This is a genomic window from Terrabacter sp. Root85, from assembly GCF_001429185.1.
Taxonomy (GTDB): domain Bacteria; phylum Actinomycetota; class Actinomycetes; order Actinomycetales; family Dermatophilaceae; genus Terrabacter.
The window spans coordinates 366438-385858 of the sequence record NZ_LMIW01000008.1 but is presented as its reverse complement, the minus strand read 5'-3'; the positions used below and the strand labels follow the sequence as shown (position 1 = coordinate 385858).

Genomic DNA, 19421 nt, shown 5'->3' with positions numbered 1-19421 from the left:
GTTCAGGCCACCTGACGGTTGCGCCGCTTGCCGATGACCTGGCCGGTCACGACGAACAACAGGGCGAGGAGGAACATGACGGTGCCGATGACGTATACCTGCACGGGGACGCCGCGGGCCGTCGCACCCCAGACGAACATGGGGAACGTGATGGAGCTCGGGCTCGCGTTGAAGTTGGTGATGATGTAGTCGTCGAAGCTGAGCGAGAACGCGAGCAGGGTGCCCGCGGCGATGCCCGGGGCCGCGAGCGGCAGGGTGACGCGCAGGAACGTCTGGGTCGGGTTGGCACCGAGGTCGGCGGCCGCCTCCTCGAGCTTCGGGTCGAGCGTGGCGACGCGGGCCTTGACCGCCACGACGACGAACGACACGCAGAACATGATGTGCGCGATGAGGATCGCGCCCTCGCCGGAGGGCACGCCCAGTGCGAGGAAGAGGGTCAGCAGGCTAGAGCCCATGACGACCTCGGGCGTGGCCATCGGCATGAAGATGAGCAGGTTGGTCGCCGAGCGGCCCCGGAACCGGTAGCGCCCGAGCGCGAAGGCGATCATGGAGCCGAGGATCGCCGCCGTGATCGACGCGATGAGCCCGATCTGCAGGCTCAGCCCGAGCGACTCGCAGATGCCCTGGGTGCCGCACGGGTTGGTCCACGCCGCAGTCGAGAACTCGTTGAAGCTGTAGTTGAACTTGCCCTTCGGCTCGTTGAACGAGAAGACCGCCACGACGATGTTGGGCACGAGCATGTAGACGAGGACCGCGAGCGCGGCGAAGGCGATGAGGTGCCTCTTGATCCAGGCCATCACAGCAGTTCCTCCGTTCCGGCCTTGCGGACGTAGATGGTCACCATCGTCACGATGGTCAGGAGCATGATGAACGACAGGGCGGCGGCCAGCGGGTAGTCGAGCACCCGGAGGAACTGCGCGTCGATGACCGACCCGAGCATCGTCGTCTGCGTGTTGCCGAGCAGGCGAGCGTTGATGAAGTCACCGGCCGCAGGGATGAAGGTCAGCAGCGTGCCGGCGACGACGCCCGGCAGTGACAGCGGCCAGGTGACCTTGCGGAACGTCTGCCACGGTGACGCGTAGAGGTCTCCGGCCGCCTCGAGCAGCCGAGGGTCGAGCCGCTCGAGCGAGGTGTAGAGCGGCAGGATCATGAAGGGCAGGAAGTTGTAGGTCAGGCCCATGATCACCGCGAACTGCGAGAACAGCAGCGAGTCGTTGCTCGTCAGGCCCACGGCCTGCAGCAGGTCGGTGATGTGCAGCTTGCGCGCCCACTGCGTGATGAACCAGTCGTCGGACAGGATCGTGCGCCAGGCCAGCGTGCGGATGAGGAAGCTCGTGAAGAACGGGGCGACGACGAGCACGAGGACGACGTTCTTCCAGCGTCCGGCCTTCTGCGCGATGAAGTACGCCAACGGGTAGCCGAGCAGCAGCGCGAGCACCGTCGCGGACCCCGCGTAGAGCAGCGACCGGACCATCTGCGGCCAGTACTGCTGGAAGGCGTCGACGTAGATGCCGACGTTGCCCGTGAACACGTAGCCGTCGTCGACGTTCCCCTCCTGCAGGGACTGCGACCCGAGGGTGATCATCGGCAGGACGAAGAACACGACGAGCCACAGCATCCCGGGCAGGAGCAGGGCGTACGGCACCCAGTTGCGCCGCTTGCGCGGCTCGGCCAGGGGTCCGGCCGCCCGTGGCGTGCTCGGCGACGCGCTCGTGGGCGCGGTCGGCAGGACCCCGGACTCAGCCATGCTCGTCCACCAGCTCCGCACCGGCCTCGGCGTCCTGCGACGCGTCGAGGGCGAACCCGTGCGCCGCGGCCCACGACACGGTGACGGTCTCCCCGAGCGTGGCCCGCGCTGTGCCGTCGTTCTGCTGGACGACGGTCAGCTCCTGGCGCCAGGGCATCTCGACGATGTACTGCGTGGCCACGCCGGTGAAGGAGACATCGCGCACGATGCCGCGCAGCCGGTTGGGACCACCGGCCTCGCCGAGACGCAGCTTCTCCGGGCGCACGCCGAGCCACACGTCGGTCACGCCGTCGGGCAGGTGCTCACGGGACACCTCGAGCTCGGTGTCGTGGCTGCGCACGCGGACCACGCCGTCGTCGGACGGCCCCCCGAGCACCTGGGCCCTCAGCAGGTTGGACTGGCCCAGGAAGTTCGCGACGAAGGTCGACCGCGGCATCTCGTAGAGCGTCGCCGGGTCACCGAGCTGCTCCAGCCGCCCGGCGTTCATCACGGCGATCCGGTCGGCCATCGTCATGGCCTCCTCCTGGTCGTGCGTGACGTGGATGAACGTCAGCCCGACCTCCTGCTGGATCCGCTTCAGCTCGATCTGCATCTGGCGTCGCAGCTTGAGGTCGAGCGCCCCGAGCGGCTCGTCGAGCAGGAGCACGTCCGGGCGGTTGACGAGGGCACGCGCGAGCGCGACGCGCTGCTGCATGCCACCGGAGAGCTGGGTCGGACGCTTGTCGCCGACCTGGGCCAGCTGCACCAGCTCGAGCGTCTCCTGCGCCTTGCGCTTGGCGTCCTTGTCGCCCCGGCGCTTCAGGCCGAACATGACGTTGTCGATGACCGTCATGTGCGGGAAGAGCGCGTAGGACTGGAACACGGTGTTGACGTTGCGCTGGTAGGCCTTGGTGTCGGTGATGTCCTTCTCACCGATGCGGATCCGCCCGCTCGTCGGCGCGTCGAGCCCCGCGATCATCCGCAGCGTCGTCGTCTTGCCACAGCCCGACGGGCCGAGCAGGGCGAAGAACGATCCCGCCTCGATGGTGAGGTCGAGCGGCTGCACCGCCGTGAACGACCCGTACGACTTCGTGAGCGCGACCAGCGAGAGGTCGCCCTTGCTCGTGTCCACCGTCAGCCGGCCGTGATCGACGCGTACATCTTGGAGTACTTCGTCTCCTCGGCGGGGCTGAGGCCGCGGAACACCTGGGCCCGGGCCAGCACGTCCGCCGGCGGGACGATGAGCGGGTTGGAGGCCAGTGACTCGTCGATCTTCACCAGCTCCTCCTTGGTCCCCGCGACGGGCGCGATGTAGTTGACGTAGGCCTCGACCTGGGCCATGACGGCGGGGTCGTAGTAGTAGTCGATGAGCTTCTCGGCGTTCTTCTTGTGCTTGGCCAGCGCCGGGATGACGAAGTTGTCGGACCAGAGCGTGAAGCCCTTCTGGGGCAGCGTGTACTGGATGTTGGGGTCGGCGAACTGGAGCTGGACGACGTCGCCGGTCCAGGCCACGCAGGCGGCGATGTCGCCCTTGGCGAGCCCGTCGGTGTACTCGTTGCCGGTGAAGCCCTTGATCTGGCCGGCGTCCTTGGCCTGCTGGATGACGTCGATAGCGGCCTGGAAGTCGGCGTCGGTGAACTTCGAGATGTCCTTGCCCTGCTCCATCATCACGAGGCCGACGGTGTCGCGCATCTCGGTCAGCAACGTCACCTTGCCCTTGAGCGACGGGTCGGTGAGCAGCTGGGTGATCGTCTCGATCTTCTTGCCGCCGGTGGCCTTGAGGTTGTAGCCGATGCCGGCGAAGCCGCTCTGCCAGGGCAGCGAGTAGAGCCGGCCGGGGTCGAACTCGACCTCCTGGAGGGAGGCATCGAGATTCTTGGCGTTCGGGATGTTGGCGAGGTCGAGCTTCTGGACGTAGCCCTGGCGGATGAGGCGGGCGACCATCCAGTCGGTGCTGCACCAGACGTCACGGCCGGTGTCCTTGCCGCCGTCGAGGAGCGGACGCACCTTGGCGTAGAACTCGTCGTTGTCGAGGTAGTCCTCGGAGTAGTTGACCTTGATGCCGGTCTGCTTCGTGAACGCCTCGAGCGTCGGCCGGGACTTGGTCTTGTCGTTGACGTCGATGTACTCGGTCCAGTTCGACCAGTTGATGATCTTCTCGCTGTCGGACATGTCGGTGGCGGCTGCCGCGGTCTTCTTCGCCGCGCCCGTGCCGGCAGCACCCGATGTCGGGTTCTTCCCCGCTGAGCCGCAGGCGGCAAGGAAGGCCGCCGCGCTGACGCCGGCCGCGCCCATCATGGCCGATCGCCGGCTGACGAGACCGCGCATGAGGGCGGCGCGCAGGATCGGGTTGTCCTTGTCGAAGGAGCTCTCGTTCATGGGTTCATCTCCAGGGGTTTCGTGGGGGTCGGGTGGTGGAGGGGATCAACGCTGACCCGAGACAGTGCTGCTGTCGGATACCTTGTGCGACAGACGAGTACGCGCCGTCCGGAACGGACGGCGCGTGAGCTCATGAGTCGATGTTGGCCATGACGTGCTTGATGCGGGTGTAGTCCTCGAGCCCGTACATGGACAGGTCCTTGCCGTAGCCGCTGTGCTTGAAACCCCCGTGCGGCATCTCGGCGACGACCGGGATGTGGGTGTTGATCCAGACGCACCCGAAGTCGAGCCGCTTGCTCATGCGCATGGCCTTGCCGAAGTCGCGCGTCCACACCGACGACGCGAGGCCGTACTGCACGCCGTTGGCCCACGCGAGCGCCTCGGCCTCGTCGCTGAACTGCTGCACCGTGATGACGGGTCCGAAGATCTCGTTCTGGATCTGCTCGTCGTCCTGGCGCAGGCCGGCGAGCACGGTGGGCTCGAAGAAGTAGCCCTCGCCGAGGCCCTCGGCGCGGCGGCCGCCGGCCTCGATGCGGGCATGGTCGGGCAGGCGGTCGATCATGCCGCCGACGTGGGCGACCTGGTTCGGGTTGTTGACGGGGCCGAAGAGGGCGTCGGGGTCGTCGGGCATGCCGACCTTGGCCGAGCCCTTGGCGTACTCGGCGAGCGCGGCGACGAAGTCGTCGTGGATGCGGGGGCCGGCGAGGACACGCGTCGCGGCGGTGCAGTCCTGCCCGGCGTTGAAGTAGCCACCGATGGCGATGCCCTCCACGGCGGCCTCGATGTCGGCGTCGTCGAAGACGATGACCGGCGCCTTGCCGCCGAGCTCGAGGTGGACGCGCTTGAGATCGCGCGACGCGCTCTCGGCGACCTGCATGCCGGCACGCACCGAGCCGGTGATGGCGACGAGGGCAGGCGTGCGGTGCTCGACGAGCATGCGGCCGGTCTCGCGGTCGCCGGTGATGACGTTGAAGGTGCCCTCGGGCAGGAACTCCGAGGCGAGCTCGGCGAGGAGCAGGGTCGTCTCGGGGGTCGTGTCGGAGGGCTTGAGGACGATGGTGTTGCCAGCGGCGAGCGCCGGGGCGATCTTCCACATCGCCATCATCATCGGGTAGTTCCACGGCGTCACCTGGCCGACGACGCCGATCGGCTCGCGGCGGACGAAGGACGTGTGGCCCTTCATGTACTCCCCCGCCGACTTGCCCTCGAGCACCCGCGCGGCGCCGGCGAAGAAGCGCAGCTGGTCGAGCATCGGAGGGATCTCCTCGCTCTGCGTCAGCGCGTGCGGCTTGCCGGTGTTCTCACCCTCGAGGCGGATGAAGTCGTCGGCCCGGGCCTCGATGGCGTCGGCGAACTTCAGCAGGGCGGCCTGCCGCTCGCCGGGGGTCGTGTCGCCCCACGTCTCGAACGCGGTGGCCGCCGCGGCGTACGCCCGGTCGACGTCCGCCTGGGAGCTGACGGGGGCCGTGGCCACGACCTGTGCGGTGGACGGGTCGACGACGTCGGTCGTCGCGTCGGCGTCGGGGTCGACGTACTGGCCACCGATGAAGTTGCGGAGCTGGCGCGGCTGCGAAGTCATGCGGGAATGCTAAACACATACCTTCGCAATCGTGAAGACTTGTCGAGATAAATCTTCGGAATCAGTTGCGCGGGGACTTGCCAACAGCGCGTTCCACAGGTCAGTATCGCCCCATGACGACGATCCGAGGTGTGGCCAACACCGGGGGAAACGGGGCCAAGAAACCCTCGGTCAATCTCGACGACGTGAGCAAGACCATCATCGAGCTCCTCCAGCACGACGGGCGCAAGTCCTACGCATCCATCGCCCAGGAGGTCGGGCTCTCCGAGGCCGCGGTGCGCCAGCGTGTGCAGCGACTCCTCGACGCCGACGTCATGCAGATCGTCGCCGTGACGGACCCGCTACAGGTCGGCTTCCAGCGCCAGGCGATGGTCGGGCTGCGGGTGTCGGGAGACATGACGTCGGTCGCCGACGCGCTGACCGACATGGAAGAGGTCTCCTACGTCGTCACGACGGCGGGGAGCTTCGACGTCCTGGCCGAGGTCGTCTGCGAGAACGACACCCACCTGCTCGAGCTGCTCACGACCCGCATCCGCCCGCTCCCGGGCGTCACGGCGACCGAGACGTTCGTCTACCTGAAACTCAACAAACAGCTCTACAACTGGGGTACACGATGAGCATCAACCCGAACGAGGTCTGGGAACCCACCTCGGACCACCGCACGCCGATGGGCACCCTCCACTCCGAGGCCGCCCGCGACCACCTGTGGATGCACTTCACGCGCCACTCGGTGTTCGAGGACCGCACCGAGGGCGGCCTCGGCCACACCGTGCCGATCATCACCAAGGGCCAGGGCTGGAAGATCTGGGACGACCGCGGCAACGAGTACATCGACGGACTCGCCGGCCTCTTCGTCGTCCAGGCCGGCCACGGCCGTGAGGAGCTCGCCGAGGCGGCCGCCAAGCAGGCCAAGGAGCTCGCGTTCTTCCCGCTGTGGAGCTACGCGCACCCCAAGGCGATCGAACTCGCCGAGCGGCTCGCGAGCCACGCCCCCGGCGACCTCAACCGGGTCTTCTTCACGACGGGTGGCGGCGAGGCCGTCGAGACCGCCTGGAAGCTCGCGAAGCAGTACTTCAAGCTGACCGGCAAGCCGACGAAGCACAAGGTCATCTCCCGCGCCGTCGCCTACCACGGCACCCCCCAGGGCGCCCTGTCGATCACCGGCATCCCCGCGGCCAAGGAGATGTTCGAGCCGCTCGTGCCCGGTGCGCACAAGGTCCCGAACACCAACCTCTACCGCGCCCCCGAGCACCTGCAGGGTGACGAGAAGGCCTTCGGCCGCTGGGCCGCCGACCGCATCGCCGAGGCCATCGAGTTCGAGGGCCCCGACACCGTGGCAGCCGTCTTCCTCGAGCCGGTGCAGAACTCCGGTGGCTGCTTCCCGCCGCCCGCCGGCTACTTCGAGCGGGTCCGCGAGATCTGCGACGAGTACGACGTGCTCCTCGTCTCCGACGAGGTCATCTGCAGCTTCGGCCGCATCGGCTCGATGTTCGCGTGCGACGACTTCGGCTACGTGCCCGACATCATCACGTGCGCCAAGGGCATGACGAGCGGCTACTCCCCCATCGGCGCGATGATCGCGAGCGACCGGCTCTTCGAGCCGTTCAAGACGGGCACGACCTACTTCCCGCACGGCTACACCTTCGGTGGCCACCCGGTCTCCGCCGCGGTCGCGATGGCCAACCTCGACATCTTCGAGCGCGAGGGCCTCAACGACCGGGTCAAGCAGAACGCCCCGATCTTCAAGGCGACGCTCGACAAGCTGCTCGACCTGCCCCTCGTCGGTGACGTCCGCGGCGCCGGCTACTTCTACGGCATCGAGCTCGTCAAGGACAAGGCCACCCGGGAGACGTTCAACGACGCCGAGTCCGAGCGGCTGCTGCGCGGCTTCCTCTCCAAGGCGCTCTTCGACGCCGGCCTCTACTGCCGCGCCGACGACCGCGGCGACCCCGTCATCCAGCTCGCGCCGCCGCTCATCATGGGCCCCGAGCAGTTCGACGACATCGAGTCGCGGCTGCGCTCGGTGCTCACGGAGGCCGAGAACCACCTCTGACCCCAGCCTTCCCGACTCCGTGCGTATGCCGTGGGGGTGTCGCCGGCCACGAAGCCACCCGTTCGCGGGTGGCTTCGTGCGTGTGTGGACTCGGACCGTCCGGAACGCTGGTCCGTGCCGTTCGTTGGGGTAGGTATCCGACGAGCGCGACGCCGACGCACCGCCGACGAAGGAGAAGACATGGGATTCCTCGACAAGCTCCTGGGCCGTGAGCCCCTCCAGCAGCAGCAGCGGGCCCAGCAGCCGCCCACGGGAGCGCCGTATGCCGTCCCGCCGCCGCGCGGAGGCGCGTCGTCCGAGGACGAGCGGGCCATCGCCCGCTACAAGTACCTGCTGCGCACCGCGCCGCCGGAGGACATCGAGAGGGTGCACACCGAGGCCTTCGCCAAGCTCTCCCCCGAGCAGCGCCAGATGGTCCTCCAGCGCCTCAACGAGGACCTCCCCGAGGGTGAGCGCCCGCGCAGCGACCAGCCGGCTGACCTCGCCCGCAGCGCGACCCGCGCCGAGATGAGCCGTCCCGGCTACCTCCAGGGCGCCTTCGGCGGGGGCCGAGGCGGCATGGGCGGTGGCATGGGCATGGGCGGCATGATCGCGGGCTCGATGCTCGGCACCATCGCGGGTGTCGTCGTCGGATCAGCGCTCGCCGACATGATGCTCGGGGGCTACGACTCCTCGCCCGAGGCCCAGGAGGCCGGCGACGCGAACGCCGACGCGGGCGACAGCGGCGATGCAGGAGACGCGGGAGGCGACACTGGCGATGTCGGCGGTGACACGGGCGGCGACGGCGGCGGCTCGGACTTCGGCGACTTCGGTGGCGGGGGCGACTTCGGTGGTGGCGACTTCGGCGGCGGTGGGGACTTCGGGGGGTTCTGACCCACTCCGTAGCCAGGATCGCCGCGCGGCGTTCGGTTCCCGTGGTCCACGACGCGTTCGTGGCAACGGAACCGGGCGCCGCGCGTCTGTGCGCCGACACGCCCCGGTGTCGGGTTCGTCCAAGACGGAGACGGTCGGCACGAGCGATGCTGACCTCTCACCGTCACCGACGAAAAGGATCCCGATGGCCATCGCCGCCCTCAAGATGCTCACCCTCGACAGCTCGGACGCGCGCCGCGACGCCACGTTCTGGTCGACCGTGCTCGGCTGGGAGGTCGCGCACGCGCAGGACGAGTACGCCATGCTCACCGGCCCCGGTGGCGTCGCCCTGGGCCTCGGACTCGTCGACGACCACGAACCGCCGGCGTGGCCGAACGAGCGCGGCACCAAGCAGTTCCACCTCGACCTCGCCGTCGACGACCTCGACGCGGCGGCCGCAGAGTGCGTGGCGGCCGGCGCGACGCTGCCCGACGAGCAGCCGGGCGAGACGTGGCGCGTGCTGCTCGACCCGAGCGGTCACCCCTTCTGCCTCACCCAGGCCGCCAACTGGGGCTGACGCCCCCAACCATCACTCGAGTGAGCGCTCCGTCCGACACCGGTGGGACGGAGCGCTCGCTGGACGGGGACCGGGGGCGGTCAGACGCCGACGAGCCAGTGGAAGAGGGCGGCGATCCCGAGGATCACCGGGACCGATGCGAAGGTGCTGACGAAGATGACGTCACGGGCGAGGTTGACCTCGCGTCGGTAGCGGACGGCATACGTGAAGATGTTCTGCGCCGTCGGGAGGGCCGCCGTCACGACGACGGCGAAGAGCGCCTCGCCCCGTAGCCCCAGCGCCAGGCCGACGCCGAGCGCGATGGCCGGCATGAGGAGGGTCTTGAGGACGACGATCGTCCACACGTGCTCGGCGGTGCGCCCGGTCGCCGGGCGCGGTCCGCGCCGCAGCGAGATGCCGAAGGCGACGAGCATCGACGGCACGGCCATCGCGCCGAGCAGGTCGATGGGCGCCGCGATGACGCGTGGGAGGTGGATGTCGAAGACGGCGATGAGCAGGCCCGCCACCGCACCGAGGGTGATCGGGTTGCTGAACATCCGGCGCAGGCTGCGGCCGAGGGTCGGGCGCTCGCCACGGGCGTCGCTGTCGAACAGCGCCATGTAGACCGGTGTGATGATGAGCAGCTGCATGAGCAGCGTCGGCGCCACCCACGCGACGTCGCCGAGGACGTAGAGCGCGATCGGGATGCCGAGGTTGCCCGCGTTGACGTATGCCGCCGAGAGGCTGCCGATGAGCCGTGACCCGAGCGTCCCTCCCGCCCAACGGAACCGGGCGATGAGCAGGTAGAGCCCGACGACGATCGCAAAGCTGATGAGCGACGTGACGAGGTTGGCCGACAGGACGGCGTCGAGCGAGGTGCGCTGCATGACCGTGAGCAGCAGCGCCGGCGAGGCGACGTGGAAGGCGAGGCGCGAGAGGTTGACCTGGGCGGAGTCGTCGAGCACCCGACGGTCGGCGAGGAGCCAGCCGACCGCGACGATGATCGCGATCGTCGCGAATCCCTCGAGCACGCCGACCATGCCGCCGATCCTGTCAGCCGCGGCCGACGCGACGTCGCCCGGGTCCGCTCCTCGGCCACCCGGCCGGGGCAGGATGGGGCGCATGGAGATCGAGACGCTCGACGAGCTGGACGACCACCTCGCCTCCGACGGACCGCTGCGCGGACTGCGGCTCCAGGACCTCGACCTCACCGGCTACGGCGACCGGCTGGCGGCCCGCGGAGACCTGACCGGCCTCGTCGTGCTCGGGGGCACGGTGCCGGTCCGGGTGGCCGAGATGCTGCTGACCCGGGGCGCGATCCTCTTCCCCGGCATCGCCGACGCCCCGGTCGACCCGTGGCGCGGCCTCTACTTCCCGACCGACCTCTACGCCGGTCTCGAGCACGGCTACGCGGCGACGCCCGACGCGAAGGCGTACGCGTGGTTCGTCGACGCGCGGCTGCGCACCGACGCGTACGCCACCCTCGTCCGCGCGATCCACGACGACTCGGTGACGGACGAGCTCGACGAGTTCGTCCAGGGGCGATCGGTCGTCGGGATCATGGGCGGCCATGCGCTGCAACGGGACTCAGCGGCATACGCCGGCGCTGCAGGGCTGGGGCACGCGCTCGCCGAGGAGGGACACCTCGTCGCGACCGGTGGCGGTCCGGGAGCGATGGAGGCCGCCAACCTCGGCGCGCTGTGCCGGAGCGCAGCCGCCGTCGAGGAGGCCGTCGGTCTCATTGCGAGCGTCCCGGGCTTCCGGCCCGACGTGACGGCGTGGGCCACGACAGCGCTCGCCGCACGGCACGACATCGTCGGGGACGAGCTCCAGGCGCCGTCGGAGACGCTGGGCCCGTCGGCCCGGTCGCTCGGCATCCCGACGTGGTTCTACGGTCACGAGCCGCCCAACGTCTTCTGCGACGTCATCGCGAAGTACTTCTCCAACGCGATCCGCGAGGAGGGGCTGCTCGCCCGGTCGAACGGCGGCATCGTCGTGCTCGACGGTGCGGCCGGCACGGTGCAGGAGATCTTCCAGGCCGTGACGCCGCTCTACTACGCCCCCGAGGGCGCTCCCCTGCCTCCCCTCGTCCTCGTCGGGCGCGAGCACTGGACCGAGCGCGTGCCCGTCTGGCCGGCCCTGCACGCCATCGCCGCCGGTCGCCCGATGGAGGCGGCGGTCCACCTCGTCGACTCCGTCGACGAGGTCCTCCCCCTCCTGGAAACCCCAGCTCCCTGACTCCCTAGCCTCGGCTCCCTGACCGAACGCAGCGTTCGGTGCCGAACGCGCTGTTGGAACAGTGAGCTCGAGACCGAACGCTGCGTTCGGTGCAGGAGGGGCCTCAGGACGATGGGCCGCGCAGGACGGGGGTCAGGGTCTCGAGGACCGAGGCGTCCTCGATCGTCGCGGGCACGGCCGGCGCCCTGCCGTCGGCCAGCTCACGCATCGTCTTGCGCAGGATCTTGCCCGACCGCGTCTTGGGCAGGCCGGCGACGATGTCGACCTGGTGCAGGGCTGCCACGGCCCCGACCTCCGACCGCACCCGGGCGACGAGCTCGCGCTTGATCCGGTCACCGTCGGCCTCGGCGTCGACGCCCGACTTCAGGACGACGAGCGCGCGCGGCACCTGTCCCTTGAGGTCGTCGTGGACGCCGATCACGGCACACTCGGCGACCGCCTCGTGGCCGGCGAGGGCCGCCTCGAGCGACCCGGTCGAGAGGCGGTGGCCGGCGACGTTGAGGACGTCGTCGGTCCGACCCATGACGTAGAGGTAGCCGTCCTCGTCGAGGTAGCCGCCGTCTCCGGTGAGGTAGTAGCCGGGATAGGCCGACAGGTAGGAGCTGACGTAGCGGTCGTCGTCGCCCCACAGCGTCGGCAGCGTGCCGGGCGGCATGGGCAGCTTGATGCAGATGGCACCCTCGGTGCCGGCCTCGACCTGCTCGCCCGTCGCGTCGAGCACCCGCACGTCGTAGCCCGGCACGGCGACCGTGGGCGAGCCGGCCTTGACCGGCAGCAGCCCGATCCCCACGGGGTTGCTGGCGATCGGCCACCCAGTCTCGGTCTGCCACCAGTTGTCGATGACCGGCTTGCCGAGCGCGGCGGAGGCCCACTCGTACGTGTCGGGGTCGAGCCGCTCTCCGGCGAGGAAGAGGGCGCGGAAGCGGGAGAGGTCGTGCTCGGCGACCTTGGACGCCGTCGAGTCGTCCTTCTTGATGGCGCGGAAGGCCGTCGGCGCGGTGAACATGCAGACGGCGCCGTACTCCGCGATGACCCGCCAGAACGCACCGGCGTCGGGGGTCCCCACGGGCTTGCCCTCGTAGAGCACCGTCGTGGCGCCCGTCAGCAGGGGCGCGTAGACGATGTAGGAGTGCCCGACGACCCAACCGACGTCGCTCGCGGTGAACATCGTCTCGCCCGGGGCGACGTCGTAGAGGTTGGCCATCGACCACCGCAGGGCCACCGCATAGCCACCGCAGTCGCGGTAGATGCCCTTCGGCTTCCCCGTCGTCCCGGACGTGTAGAGGATGTAGAGCGGGTCGGTGGCTGCGACCGTGACGCACTCGCTGCCCTCGCTGGCCGCGTCGCCGGACTCGAAGTCGGCCCAGTCGATGTCGCGCTCGCCGAGCTCGGCGACGAGCTGCTCGCGCTGGAGCACGACGCAGCGCTCGGGCTGGTGCGCAGAGCGGCGGATGGCCTCGTCGAGGAACGGCTTGTAGGGCACGACGCGGCTCGGCTCGACGCCGCACGACGCCGACAGCACGACCTTCGGCGCGGCGTCGTCGATGCGCGCGGCGAGCTCCTGCGGGGCGAAGCCGCCGAAGACGACGGAGTGGATGGCACCGATGCGGGCGCACGCGAGCATCGCGATGACGGCCTCGGGGACCATCGGCATGTAGATGACGACCCGGTCGCCCTTGCCGACGCCGAGCCCACGCAGCCCACCGGCCACCGCGCGCACCCGCTCGAGCAGGACGGCATACGTCAGCGTGCTCTTCGTGCCCGTCACCGGCGAGTCGTAGTGGATCGCGGGCTGCTCGCCGCGCCCCGCGACCACGTGGCGGTCGACGGCGTTGAAGCAGACGTTGAGCTCGGCGTCGGGATACCACCGGTAGAACGGCGGTCTCGAGTCGTCGAGGATGCGCGTCGGCGGCGTCACCCAGTCGATGCCTTCCGCGGCCGCACGCCAGAACCCTTCCGGGTCGCGCAGGCTGTCGTCGTGGATGCGGTGGTATGCCGTCGAAGCGCCGTCGCTCATGGCCTCACTGTGCCGCCGGTGGCGCCGCCGCGCCAGAGTCGGTGCGCCGAGGTGACGCATCTGACAGACGAGCGGTCGTGATCGCGACGCACATCACGGCGGCGACGAGGCACAGCGCGCCGGCGACGTACCAGGCGAGGTCGTAGGTGCCGACCTGGTCGCGGACGAGACCCGCCCCGAGGGCCGCTGCGGCGGCCCCGATCTGGTGCGAGGCGAAGACCCAGCCGAAGACGATCGGCGCGCGCTCGCCGTACGCACTGCGACACAGGGCGATCGTCGGGGGCACCGTCGCGACCCAGTCGAGGCCGTAGAAGAGGACGAACGCGAGCATGTTGACGTGCATCGAGTCGCTGAAGAGCGCCGGCAGCAGGAAGAGCGAGCCGCCGCGCAGCGTGTAGTAGGCCGCGAGCAGGATCCGTGGGTCGACCCGGTCGGTGAGCCAGCCGGAGAAGACGGTGCCGACGATGTCGAAGACGCCGACGAGGGCGAGGAGGCCTGCGGCGGTCGTCGTCGGCATGCCGTGGTCGTGGGCGGCCGGGATGAAGTGCGTGCCGACGAGGCCGTTCGTCGAGGCACCGCAGACGGCGAAGCTGCCGGCGAGCAGCCAGAACACCTTGGTGCGCGCCGCGTCACGCAGGGTCGCGAGGGCCAGGTGCGCCGGGTGGCCCGTCGGCCGAGGCGGACGACCGACCGGGGTGCCGGCCGGGGCGCCGTAGGCCGTGATGCCGAGGACGCTCGGGTGGTCGTGCAGCTTCCAGAGCACGAGCGGGACGACGGTCAGGGCGGCGGCCGAGGTGACGATCGCCGCGGTGCGCCAGCCGTGGTTCTCGGCGAGCCACGCGAGGACGGGCAGGAAGATGAGCTGGCCCGTGGCACCCGCAGCCGTGAGCACGCCGGTGACGAGGCCGCGTCGCTCGACGAACCAGCGCCCCGTGACGGTCGCGACGAGGCTCATCGCCATGGCGCCGGTGCCGAGGCCGACGACGATCCCCCAGCACAGGACGAGCTGCCACGAGGCCGTCATCCAGATCGGCAGGAGGGAACCGACGCTGACGAGCACGAGGGCGACGGCGACGACCCGCTGGATGCCGAGGCGCTCCATCAGGGCCGCCGAGAACGGTGCCGCGAGCCCGAAGAGGACGAGGTTGACCGACACGGCGCCACCGATGACGCCCATCGGCCAGCCGAACTCCTCGTGGAGCGGCGTCATGAGCACGCCCGGCGTCGAACGGAAGCCGGCCGCGCCGATGATCGTCAGGAAGGTGACGGCGGCGACCCACCAGGCCGGGTGGATCCGGTGGCCGGATCGGCCCGGAGTGACGGCAGGGTCGGGTGTGGCGTCGTCGGGGACGTCGGCGCGGCGGTCGGTCAGGCTCACGGACCCACTGTGCGGGATCGGAGTCCGTCACGACGAGTGGCCAGAAGGACATGATGTGCAAAGATCTGGCCATGACCGCAGCTCTCCCGCGACCGCACCGCGTGGCCGTCCTCGCCCTCGACGGCGTCGTGGCGTTCGAGCTCGGGCTGCCACACCGCTTCTTCAGCGCGAGCGCCCTCGACCCCGGTTGGCCCGGCCGCCTCACCGGCGCTCCCCCGCCCTACGAGGTCTCGATGTGCACGCTCGACGACGGACCCGTCATGACGTCGGCCGGCTATGCCGCTTTGCCGACGCACCCGAACTCCATTGTCGCGCAAGCTGACACGGTCGTCGTTCCGGGCATCACGAACACCCCCATCGTCACGCGGGGCGAGCTGCCCGCCGACCTCGTCGCGCTCGCCGGCAGGGCCCGCCCCGACGCGCGGTGGCTCTCGATCTGCACGGGCGCCTTCGTCCTCGCGGGCCTCGGCAAGCTCGACGGCCGCGAGGCGACGACGCACTGGGTCTACGAGGACCTCTTCCGCCGCCACTTCCCCACCGTCCACCTCGACCCCGACGTGCTCTACGTCGACCACGGCGACGTCCTCACCTCCGCCGGCAACGCCGCGGGCATCGACCTGCTGCTCCACGTGCTGCGCAGCGACCTCGGCACCGAGGCCGCGAACCGGGTCGCGCGTGGCGCCGTCGTCGCGCCCTGGCGGGCGGGCGGGCAGGCCCAGTTCATCGAGCGACCCGTGCCCGACGCGTCCGACGCGGGCACCGGGTCGACACGGACGTGGGCCCTCGAGCACCTCGACGAGCCGATCGGCCTGGCCGACCTGGCCCGGCACGCCGGGACGAGCGTGCGCACGTTCACCCGCCGCTTCCGGGAGGAGACGGGCGAGACGGCGGGCACGTGGCTCGCGCGGGCTCGCGTCGACCGAGCCCGACACCTGCTCGAGACGACCGACCTGCCCGTCGACCGTGTGGCCGCCGCGGCCGGCTTCGGCACGAGCGCCTCGCTGCGCCAGCACCTCGCGGCCGCCGTGGGACTCTCGCCCCTCGCCTACCGTCGCACCTACCGGGCGGAGCCGGCCTGAACGGCCACGCCCGCGCCGGCCGGGCCCGAGCGGGCCGCAGCACCCGGCATACGACCCCTCGTCACGTCGCGAGGGGCAGGTGCGGGTGCTTCGGCGAGCGGCCCTGGAACGACAGGATCGCCGGGTTCTGGATCTCGCCGTCCCGGATCTCGATCGCCCGCCGGACGGTCGAGTTGGCGTCCCAGGCCTCGGGCCCGCCCATGACCGTCGGCAGGAAGGGCAGCAGCGCCTCGCTGATCTCCCACGTGGCGGCGTCCCAGAGGTAGGACGGGCTGTGGTCGACGGCGTAGTAGAGCACGTGGTCGCCGACGAGGAAGGTGGGGTCGGTGAAGGTCGTCGGCTTCGCCCAGCTGAAACCCATGCCCTCGTCGCACGACACGTCGATGACGATGCTGCCCGGCGTCATCCGCTTGAGGTCGTCGTCCGTCATGAACGTGATCGGGGCGTCGGTGTCCTGGAGCACGCAGTTGACGACGATGTCGTGCTCGGCGAGGAACTCCCCGAGGGCCACCGGGCCGTCCTCGGTGACCGCGTGGCTGACGCGCGCCGTCGTGTCGTCGGTGTCGAAGTGCACGATCCGGGCCGAGTGGATCGGCGAGGCGACAGCCGCCTTCTGGCGGTGGGTCAGCACGTCGACGTCGCCGATCCCGAGCGCGTTGAGCGCGGTGACCGCCCCGCGGGCCGTGGCGCCGAACCCGATGACGACCGCACGGCGCTGGGGACCGTAGTCACCGGTGATCCCCGCGATCTGGAGGGCGTGGAGCACCGAGCAGTAGCCGGCGAGCTCGTTGTTCTTGTGGAAGACGTGGAGGCTGAACGAGCCGTCCTTGTTCCAGTGGTTCATCGCCTCGAAGGCGATGAGCGTCAGCTTCCGGTCGATGGCGACCTGCGTCAGCTCGGCGTCCTGCACGCAGTGCGGCCAGCCCCAGAGCACCTGCCCGACCCGCAGGGCCGAGATGTCACTGAGCAGGGGCTTCGGCGCGAGGATGACGTCGCACTGCGCGACGAGCTCCTCGCGGCTGAGGAACCCGCCGACGTAGCGCTCGAGCTGGTCGTCGGACACGCCGTGTCGATCGCCGTAGCCGGTCTCGAGGAAGATCCGCTCGCGCAGCTCCTCGGGGATGCGGTCGACGTGCTTGGGGTGCAGTGGCAGCCGGTGCTCGTTCTCCTTGAGGGACCGGGCCATGACGCCGAGGCTGAGCTGGACCATGCGAGGACCTCCTGGTGGGCCGCCCCGTGCTCTGCCCGGCGACTCGTCACCAGTGCCCGAGCCGGGCACGACCCCGCCAGCGTACGCGGGTGAGCCGGTTGACGCGCCGAGCCGGCCGCAGGCCCCGTCACGTCGTCGAGTCGACGGGTCAGGCGGTCGACGCGGCGAGCTGGCCGCAGGCCCCGTCGATGTCCTGGCCACGGGTGTCGCGGATCGTCGTCGGGATGCCGTGGGCACGCAGGCGCTCGACGAAGTTCTGCTCGACGCCGGGCCGGCTCGCGGTCCACTTCGAGCCGGGCGTCGGGTTGAGCGGGATCGGGTTGACGTGCACCCACCCCCGGCCCCGCCGGTTGAGCTTCTCGCCGAGCAGGTCGGCGCGCCAGCCCTGGTCGTTGATGTCGCGGATCAGGGCGTACTCGATGGACACGCGACGGCCGGTCGCCTCGAAGTAGCGGTAGGCGGCGTCGAGCGCCTCGTCGACGGACCACCGGGTGTTGATCGGCACGAGCTCGTTGCGCAGCTCGTCGTCCGGGGCGTGCAGGGAGAGGGCGAGGGTCACCGGGATGCCCTCGGCCGTCAGCTTGTCGATGCCGGGGACGAGCCCGACCGTCGACATCGTGATGCCGCGGGCCGACATGCCGAGGCCGTCGGGCGCGGGGTCGGTGAGCCGGCGGATCGCACCGATGGACGCCTTGTAGTTGGCGAGGGCCTCGCCCATGCCCATGAAGACGACGTTGCTGACGCGCAGCGGCGCCTCGCGGTCGTCGTCACCGCCCCCGGCGAGCTCACCCCGTCGCAGCGCCCGGGCCGCCCAGACGACCTGCTCGACGATCTCGCCGGCGGACATGTTGCGGGTCAGGCCGGCCTGGCCGGTCGCGCAGAACGGGCAGTTCATGCCGCAGCCGGCCTGGCTCGAGATGCAGATGGTGACGCGCTTGGGGTAGCGCATCAGCACGGACTCGACGATCGCGCCGTCGTGCAGCCGCCACGCGTACTTCATCGTCTGGCCGTCGTCGGCGACGCGCTGGACGATCGGCGTCAGCAGCGTCGGGAGCAGGCCTGCGACGAGCTCGGACCGCACGGCCTTCGGCAGGTCGGTCATCTGCTCGGGGTCGTCCTCGAGCCGCTCGAAATAGTGGGTCGAGAGCTGCTTGGCCCGGAAACCCTTGTGCCCCAACGACTCCACGGCCTCTTTGCGCTCGGCCGGCGTGAAGTCGGCGAGGTGCCGCGGCGGTTTGCCGCGACGGGGCGCCTGGAAGGTCAGCTGCCCCGGCACGGGGCGGGCGGTCGTCGGCTCGGGCAGCACGACGGGCGCCGGCACGGACGCGGGCTCAGTAGCGGACTCGGAGGCGGACTCGGAGGCGGGGGCTGGGGTGTCGATCATCTCCCCTCCAGTCTCTCAGGTGGAGTCAAAACGGGTCGGCCGGGCGCCGTGGCCGGCACCGAGGGCGTATGCCGCCCTCCCGCCGCCGGTGCCCACGCCCAGGGTCACGCCTGGGTCACGTCCGCGGTCTCGAAGGGTCACGCCTGCGCGCGCTGCTCGCTGACCGCGTTGCCGCCGTCGACGACGAGTACCTGGCCCGTGACGTAGGACGCCTCACGGCTGGCGAGGAAGGCGATGGCCGCGGCCACCTCGTCGGCGCTGCCTGAGCGACCGAGCGGTGTGGCCCGCCCGTCGCGCGCCTCCTCGTCGGTCTGGGAGCCGGTGGCGACCCAGCCCGGGGCGACGGCGTTGACCGTGGTGCCGTGCGGGCCCTCGTCGACCGCGAGGGCCCGGGCGAGCCCGACGAGCGCGGCCTTGGCCGTGGCGTAGGCGACCTCGCCCCGCATCGCCATGACGCCGCCGGTGACGCTGCTCACGAGCACGAGCCGGCCTGCCCCGGACACCCGAAGGTGCGGCAGGGCCGCCCGGCTCACGAGATAGGCGGTGTCGAGGTTGCGGGCGAGCGAGCCTCGCCAGCGCGACGGGTCGGTGGACCCCAGGTCTCCGCCGAGCGGGTCGGGGTCGGCAGCGCTCGTCATGCCGGCGTTGTTGACGACGACGTCGAGGCGAGCGTGCTCCGCGAGGCAGGCGGCCACGAGCGCTCCGGCCTCGAGCTCCCGGGTCAGGTCGCCGACGTGGCCACTGGCCGTCACGCCGTCGCGACGGAGCTCGGCGACGCGCTCGTGCACCCGGTCGGTCGTGGCCGCGACGACGACGGCGGCACCGAGCCGACCGAGCATCCGTGCGGTGGCGAAGCCGATGCCGCTCGCGCTTCCGGCACCCGTCACGAGCACGACCCGGCCGGTCTGGTCGAAAGGCACGGCCTCGGAGCCGGACGCCCGGTCCGCGGCCACCCGCTCCGCGACCACCC

Annotated in this window: 17 protein-coding genes; 6 read left to right on the top strand and 11 right to left on the bottom strand. The window is 70.5% G+C overall.

Going from position 1 to position 19421, the window contains the following annotated elements; all coding sequences use genetic code 11:
• Nucleotides 1–2 precede the first annotated feature (2 nt).
• From ASE25_RS08335 to ASE25_RS08315, 5 genes are all read right to left on the bottom strand, one after another.
• A complete protein-coding gene (locus ASE25_RS08335) occupies nt 3–797 on the bottom strand; it encodes an ABC transporter permease (protein ID WP_020142720.1) in 795 nt (264 codons plus the stop codon).
• The gene (locus ASE25_RS08330) at nt 797–1747 is read right to left on the bottom strand and encodes an ABC transporter permease (protein WP_200959028.1); all 951 of its coding nucleotides are present in this window, start codon (nt 1745–1747) and stop codon (nt 797–799) included. Before ASE25_RS08330 ends, ASE25_RS08335 begins: the two co-directional genes overlap by 1 nt.
• Nucleotides 1740–2864 carry an ABC transporter ATP-binding protein gene (locus ASE25_RS08325; protein ID WP_056772413.1) on the bottom strand — a complete coding sequence of 375 codons (1125 nt, stop codon included), beginning with the start codon at nt 2862–2864 and terminating at the stop codon, nt 1740–1742. The genes ASE25_RS08330 and ASE25_RS08325 overlap by 8 nt, the downstream gene beginning before the upstream one ends.
• A complete protein-coding gene (locus ASE25_RS08320) occupies nt 2861–4105 on the bottom strand; it encodes a spermidine/putrescine ABC transporter substrate-binding protein (protein WP_056824667.1) in 1245 nt (414 codons plus the stop codon). The genes ASE25_RS08325 and ASE25_RS08320 overlap by 4 nt, the downstream gene beginning before the upstream one ends.
• A gap of 130 nt (nt 4106–4235) precedes the next feature.
• The gene (locus ASE25_RS08315; RefSeq protein WP_056824664.1) at nt 4236–5684 is read right to left on the bottom strand and encodes a gamma-aminobutyraldehyde dehydrogenase; all 1449 of its coding nucleotides are present in this window, start codon (nt 5682–5684) and stop codon (nt 4236–4238) included.
• A 113-nt stretch (nt 5685–5797) separates the two neighbouring features.
• Here ASE25_RS08315 and ASE25_RS08310 point away from each other — a divergent pair, with 113 nt between their 5' ends.
• The 4 genes from ASE25_RS08310 to ASE25_RS08295 all read left to right on the top strand — a co-directional run bounded on the left by ASE25_RS08310 (nt 5798) and on the right by ASE25_RS08295 (nt 9166).
• Nucleotides 5798–6301 (top strand): Lrp/AsnC family transcriptional regulator, encoded by a 504-nt coding sequence (locus ASE25_RS08310; protein WP_020142725.1) that lies wholly within the window; start codon nt 5798–5800, stop codon nt 6299–6301.
• Complete coding sequence (locus ASE25_RS08305) at nt 6298–7737, top strand: aspartate aminotransferase family protein (RefSeq protein WP_200959024.1); 1440 nt, start codon at nt 6298–6300, stop codon at nt 7735–7737. Before ASE25_RS08310 ends, ASE25_RS08305 begins: the two co-directional genes overlap by 4 nt.
• Before the next feature lie 180 nt (nt 7738–7917).
• Nucleotides 7918–8610 carry a hypothetical protein gene (locus ASE25_RS08300; protein ID WP_056824661.1) on the top strand — a complete coding sequence of 231 codons (693 nt, stop codon included), beginning with the start codon at nt 7918–7920 and terminating at the stop codon, nt 8608–8610.
• A 184-nt stretch (nt 8611–8794) separates the two neighbouring features.
• Entirely contained in the window at nt 8795–9166 is a 372-nt protein-coding gene (locus ASE25_RS08295) for a VOC family protein (RefSeq protein ID WP_056824658.1), read from the top strand.
• 80 nt (nt 9167–9246) lie between these two features.
• On the opposite strand, the gene ASE25_RS08290 is transcribed toward ASE25_RS08295, so the two are convergent.
• Nucleotides 9247–10185 (bottom strand): AEC family transporter, encoded by a 939-nt coding sequence (locus tag ASE25_RS08290; protein ID WP_056825663.1) that lies wholly within the window; start codon nt 10183–10185, stop codon nt 9247–9249.
• An 82-nt stretch (nt 10186–10267) separates the two neighbouring features.
• Here ASE25_RS08290 and ASE25_RS08285 point away from each other — a divergent pair, with 82 nt between their 5' ends.
• Nucleotides 10268–11383 carry an LOG family protein gene (locus ASE25_RS08285; protein ID WP_056824655.1) on the top strand — a complete coding sequence of 372 codons (1116 nt, stop codon included), beginning with the start codon at nt 10268–10270 and terminating at the stop codon, nt 11381–11383.
• A 103-nt stretch (nt 11384–11486) separates the two neighbouring features.
• Here the strand turns inward: ASE25_RS08285 and ASE25_RS08280 are convergent, their stop codons facing one another.
• Together ASE25_RS08280 and ASE25_RS08275 are read right to left on the bottom strand one after the other, a co-directional pair.
• Nucleotides 11487–13400 (bottom strand): propionyl-CoA synthetase, encoded by a 1914-nt coding sequence (locus tag ASE25_RS08280; protein WP_056825661.1) that lies wholly within the window; start codon nt 13398–13400, stop codon nt 11487–11489.
• Between the two features lie 4 nt (nt 13401–13404).
• Nucleotides 13405–14778, bottom strand: coding sequence for an MFS transporter (locus ASE25_RS08275; protein WP_056824650.1), 1374 nt, complete (start codon nt 14776–14778; stop codon nt 13405–13407).
• A gap of 71 nt (nt 14779–14849) precedes the next feature.
• Between ASE25_RS08275 and ASE25_RS08270 the strand changes: the two genes are divergently transcribed.
• Complete coding sequence (locus ASE25_RS08270; protein WP_056824649.1) at nt 14850–15857, top strand: GlxA family transcriptional regulator; 1008 nt, start codon at nt 14850–14852, stop codon at nt 15855–15857.
• A gap of 61 nt (nt 15858–15918) precedes the next feature.
• Here the strand turns inward: ASE25_RS08270 and ASE25_RS08265 are convergent, their stop codons facing one another.
• The 3 genes from ASE25_RS08265 to ASE25_RS08255 all read right to left on the bottom strand — a co-directional run bounded on the left by ASE25_RS08265 (nt 15919) and on the right by ASE25_RS08255 (nt 19419).
• On the bottom strand, nt 15919–17067 hold the full coding sequence (locus ASE25_RS08265) for a N(5)-(carboxyethyl)ornithine synthase (protein WP_056770001.1): 1149 nt from the start codon (nt 17065–17067) through the stop codon (nt 15919–15921).
• 148 nt (nt 17068–17215) lie between these two features.
• The gene (gene rlmN / locus ASE25_RS08260; protein ID WP_082622763.1) at nt 17216–18451 is read right to left on the bottom strand and encodes a 23S rRNA (adenine(2503)-C(2))-methyltransferase RlmN; all 1236 of its coding nucleotides are present in this window, start codon (nt 18449–18451) and stop codon (nt 17216–17218) included.
• A gap of 137 nt (nt 18452–18588) precedes the next feature.
• Nucleotides 18589–19419 (bottom strand): SDR family NAD(P)-dependent oxidoreductase, encoded by an 831-nt coding sequence (locus tag ASE25_RS08255; protein ID WP_235508604.1) that lies wholly within the window; start codon nt 19417–19419, stop codon nt 18589–18591.
• Nucleotides 19420–19421: the final 2 nt, after the last annotated feature.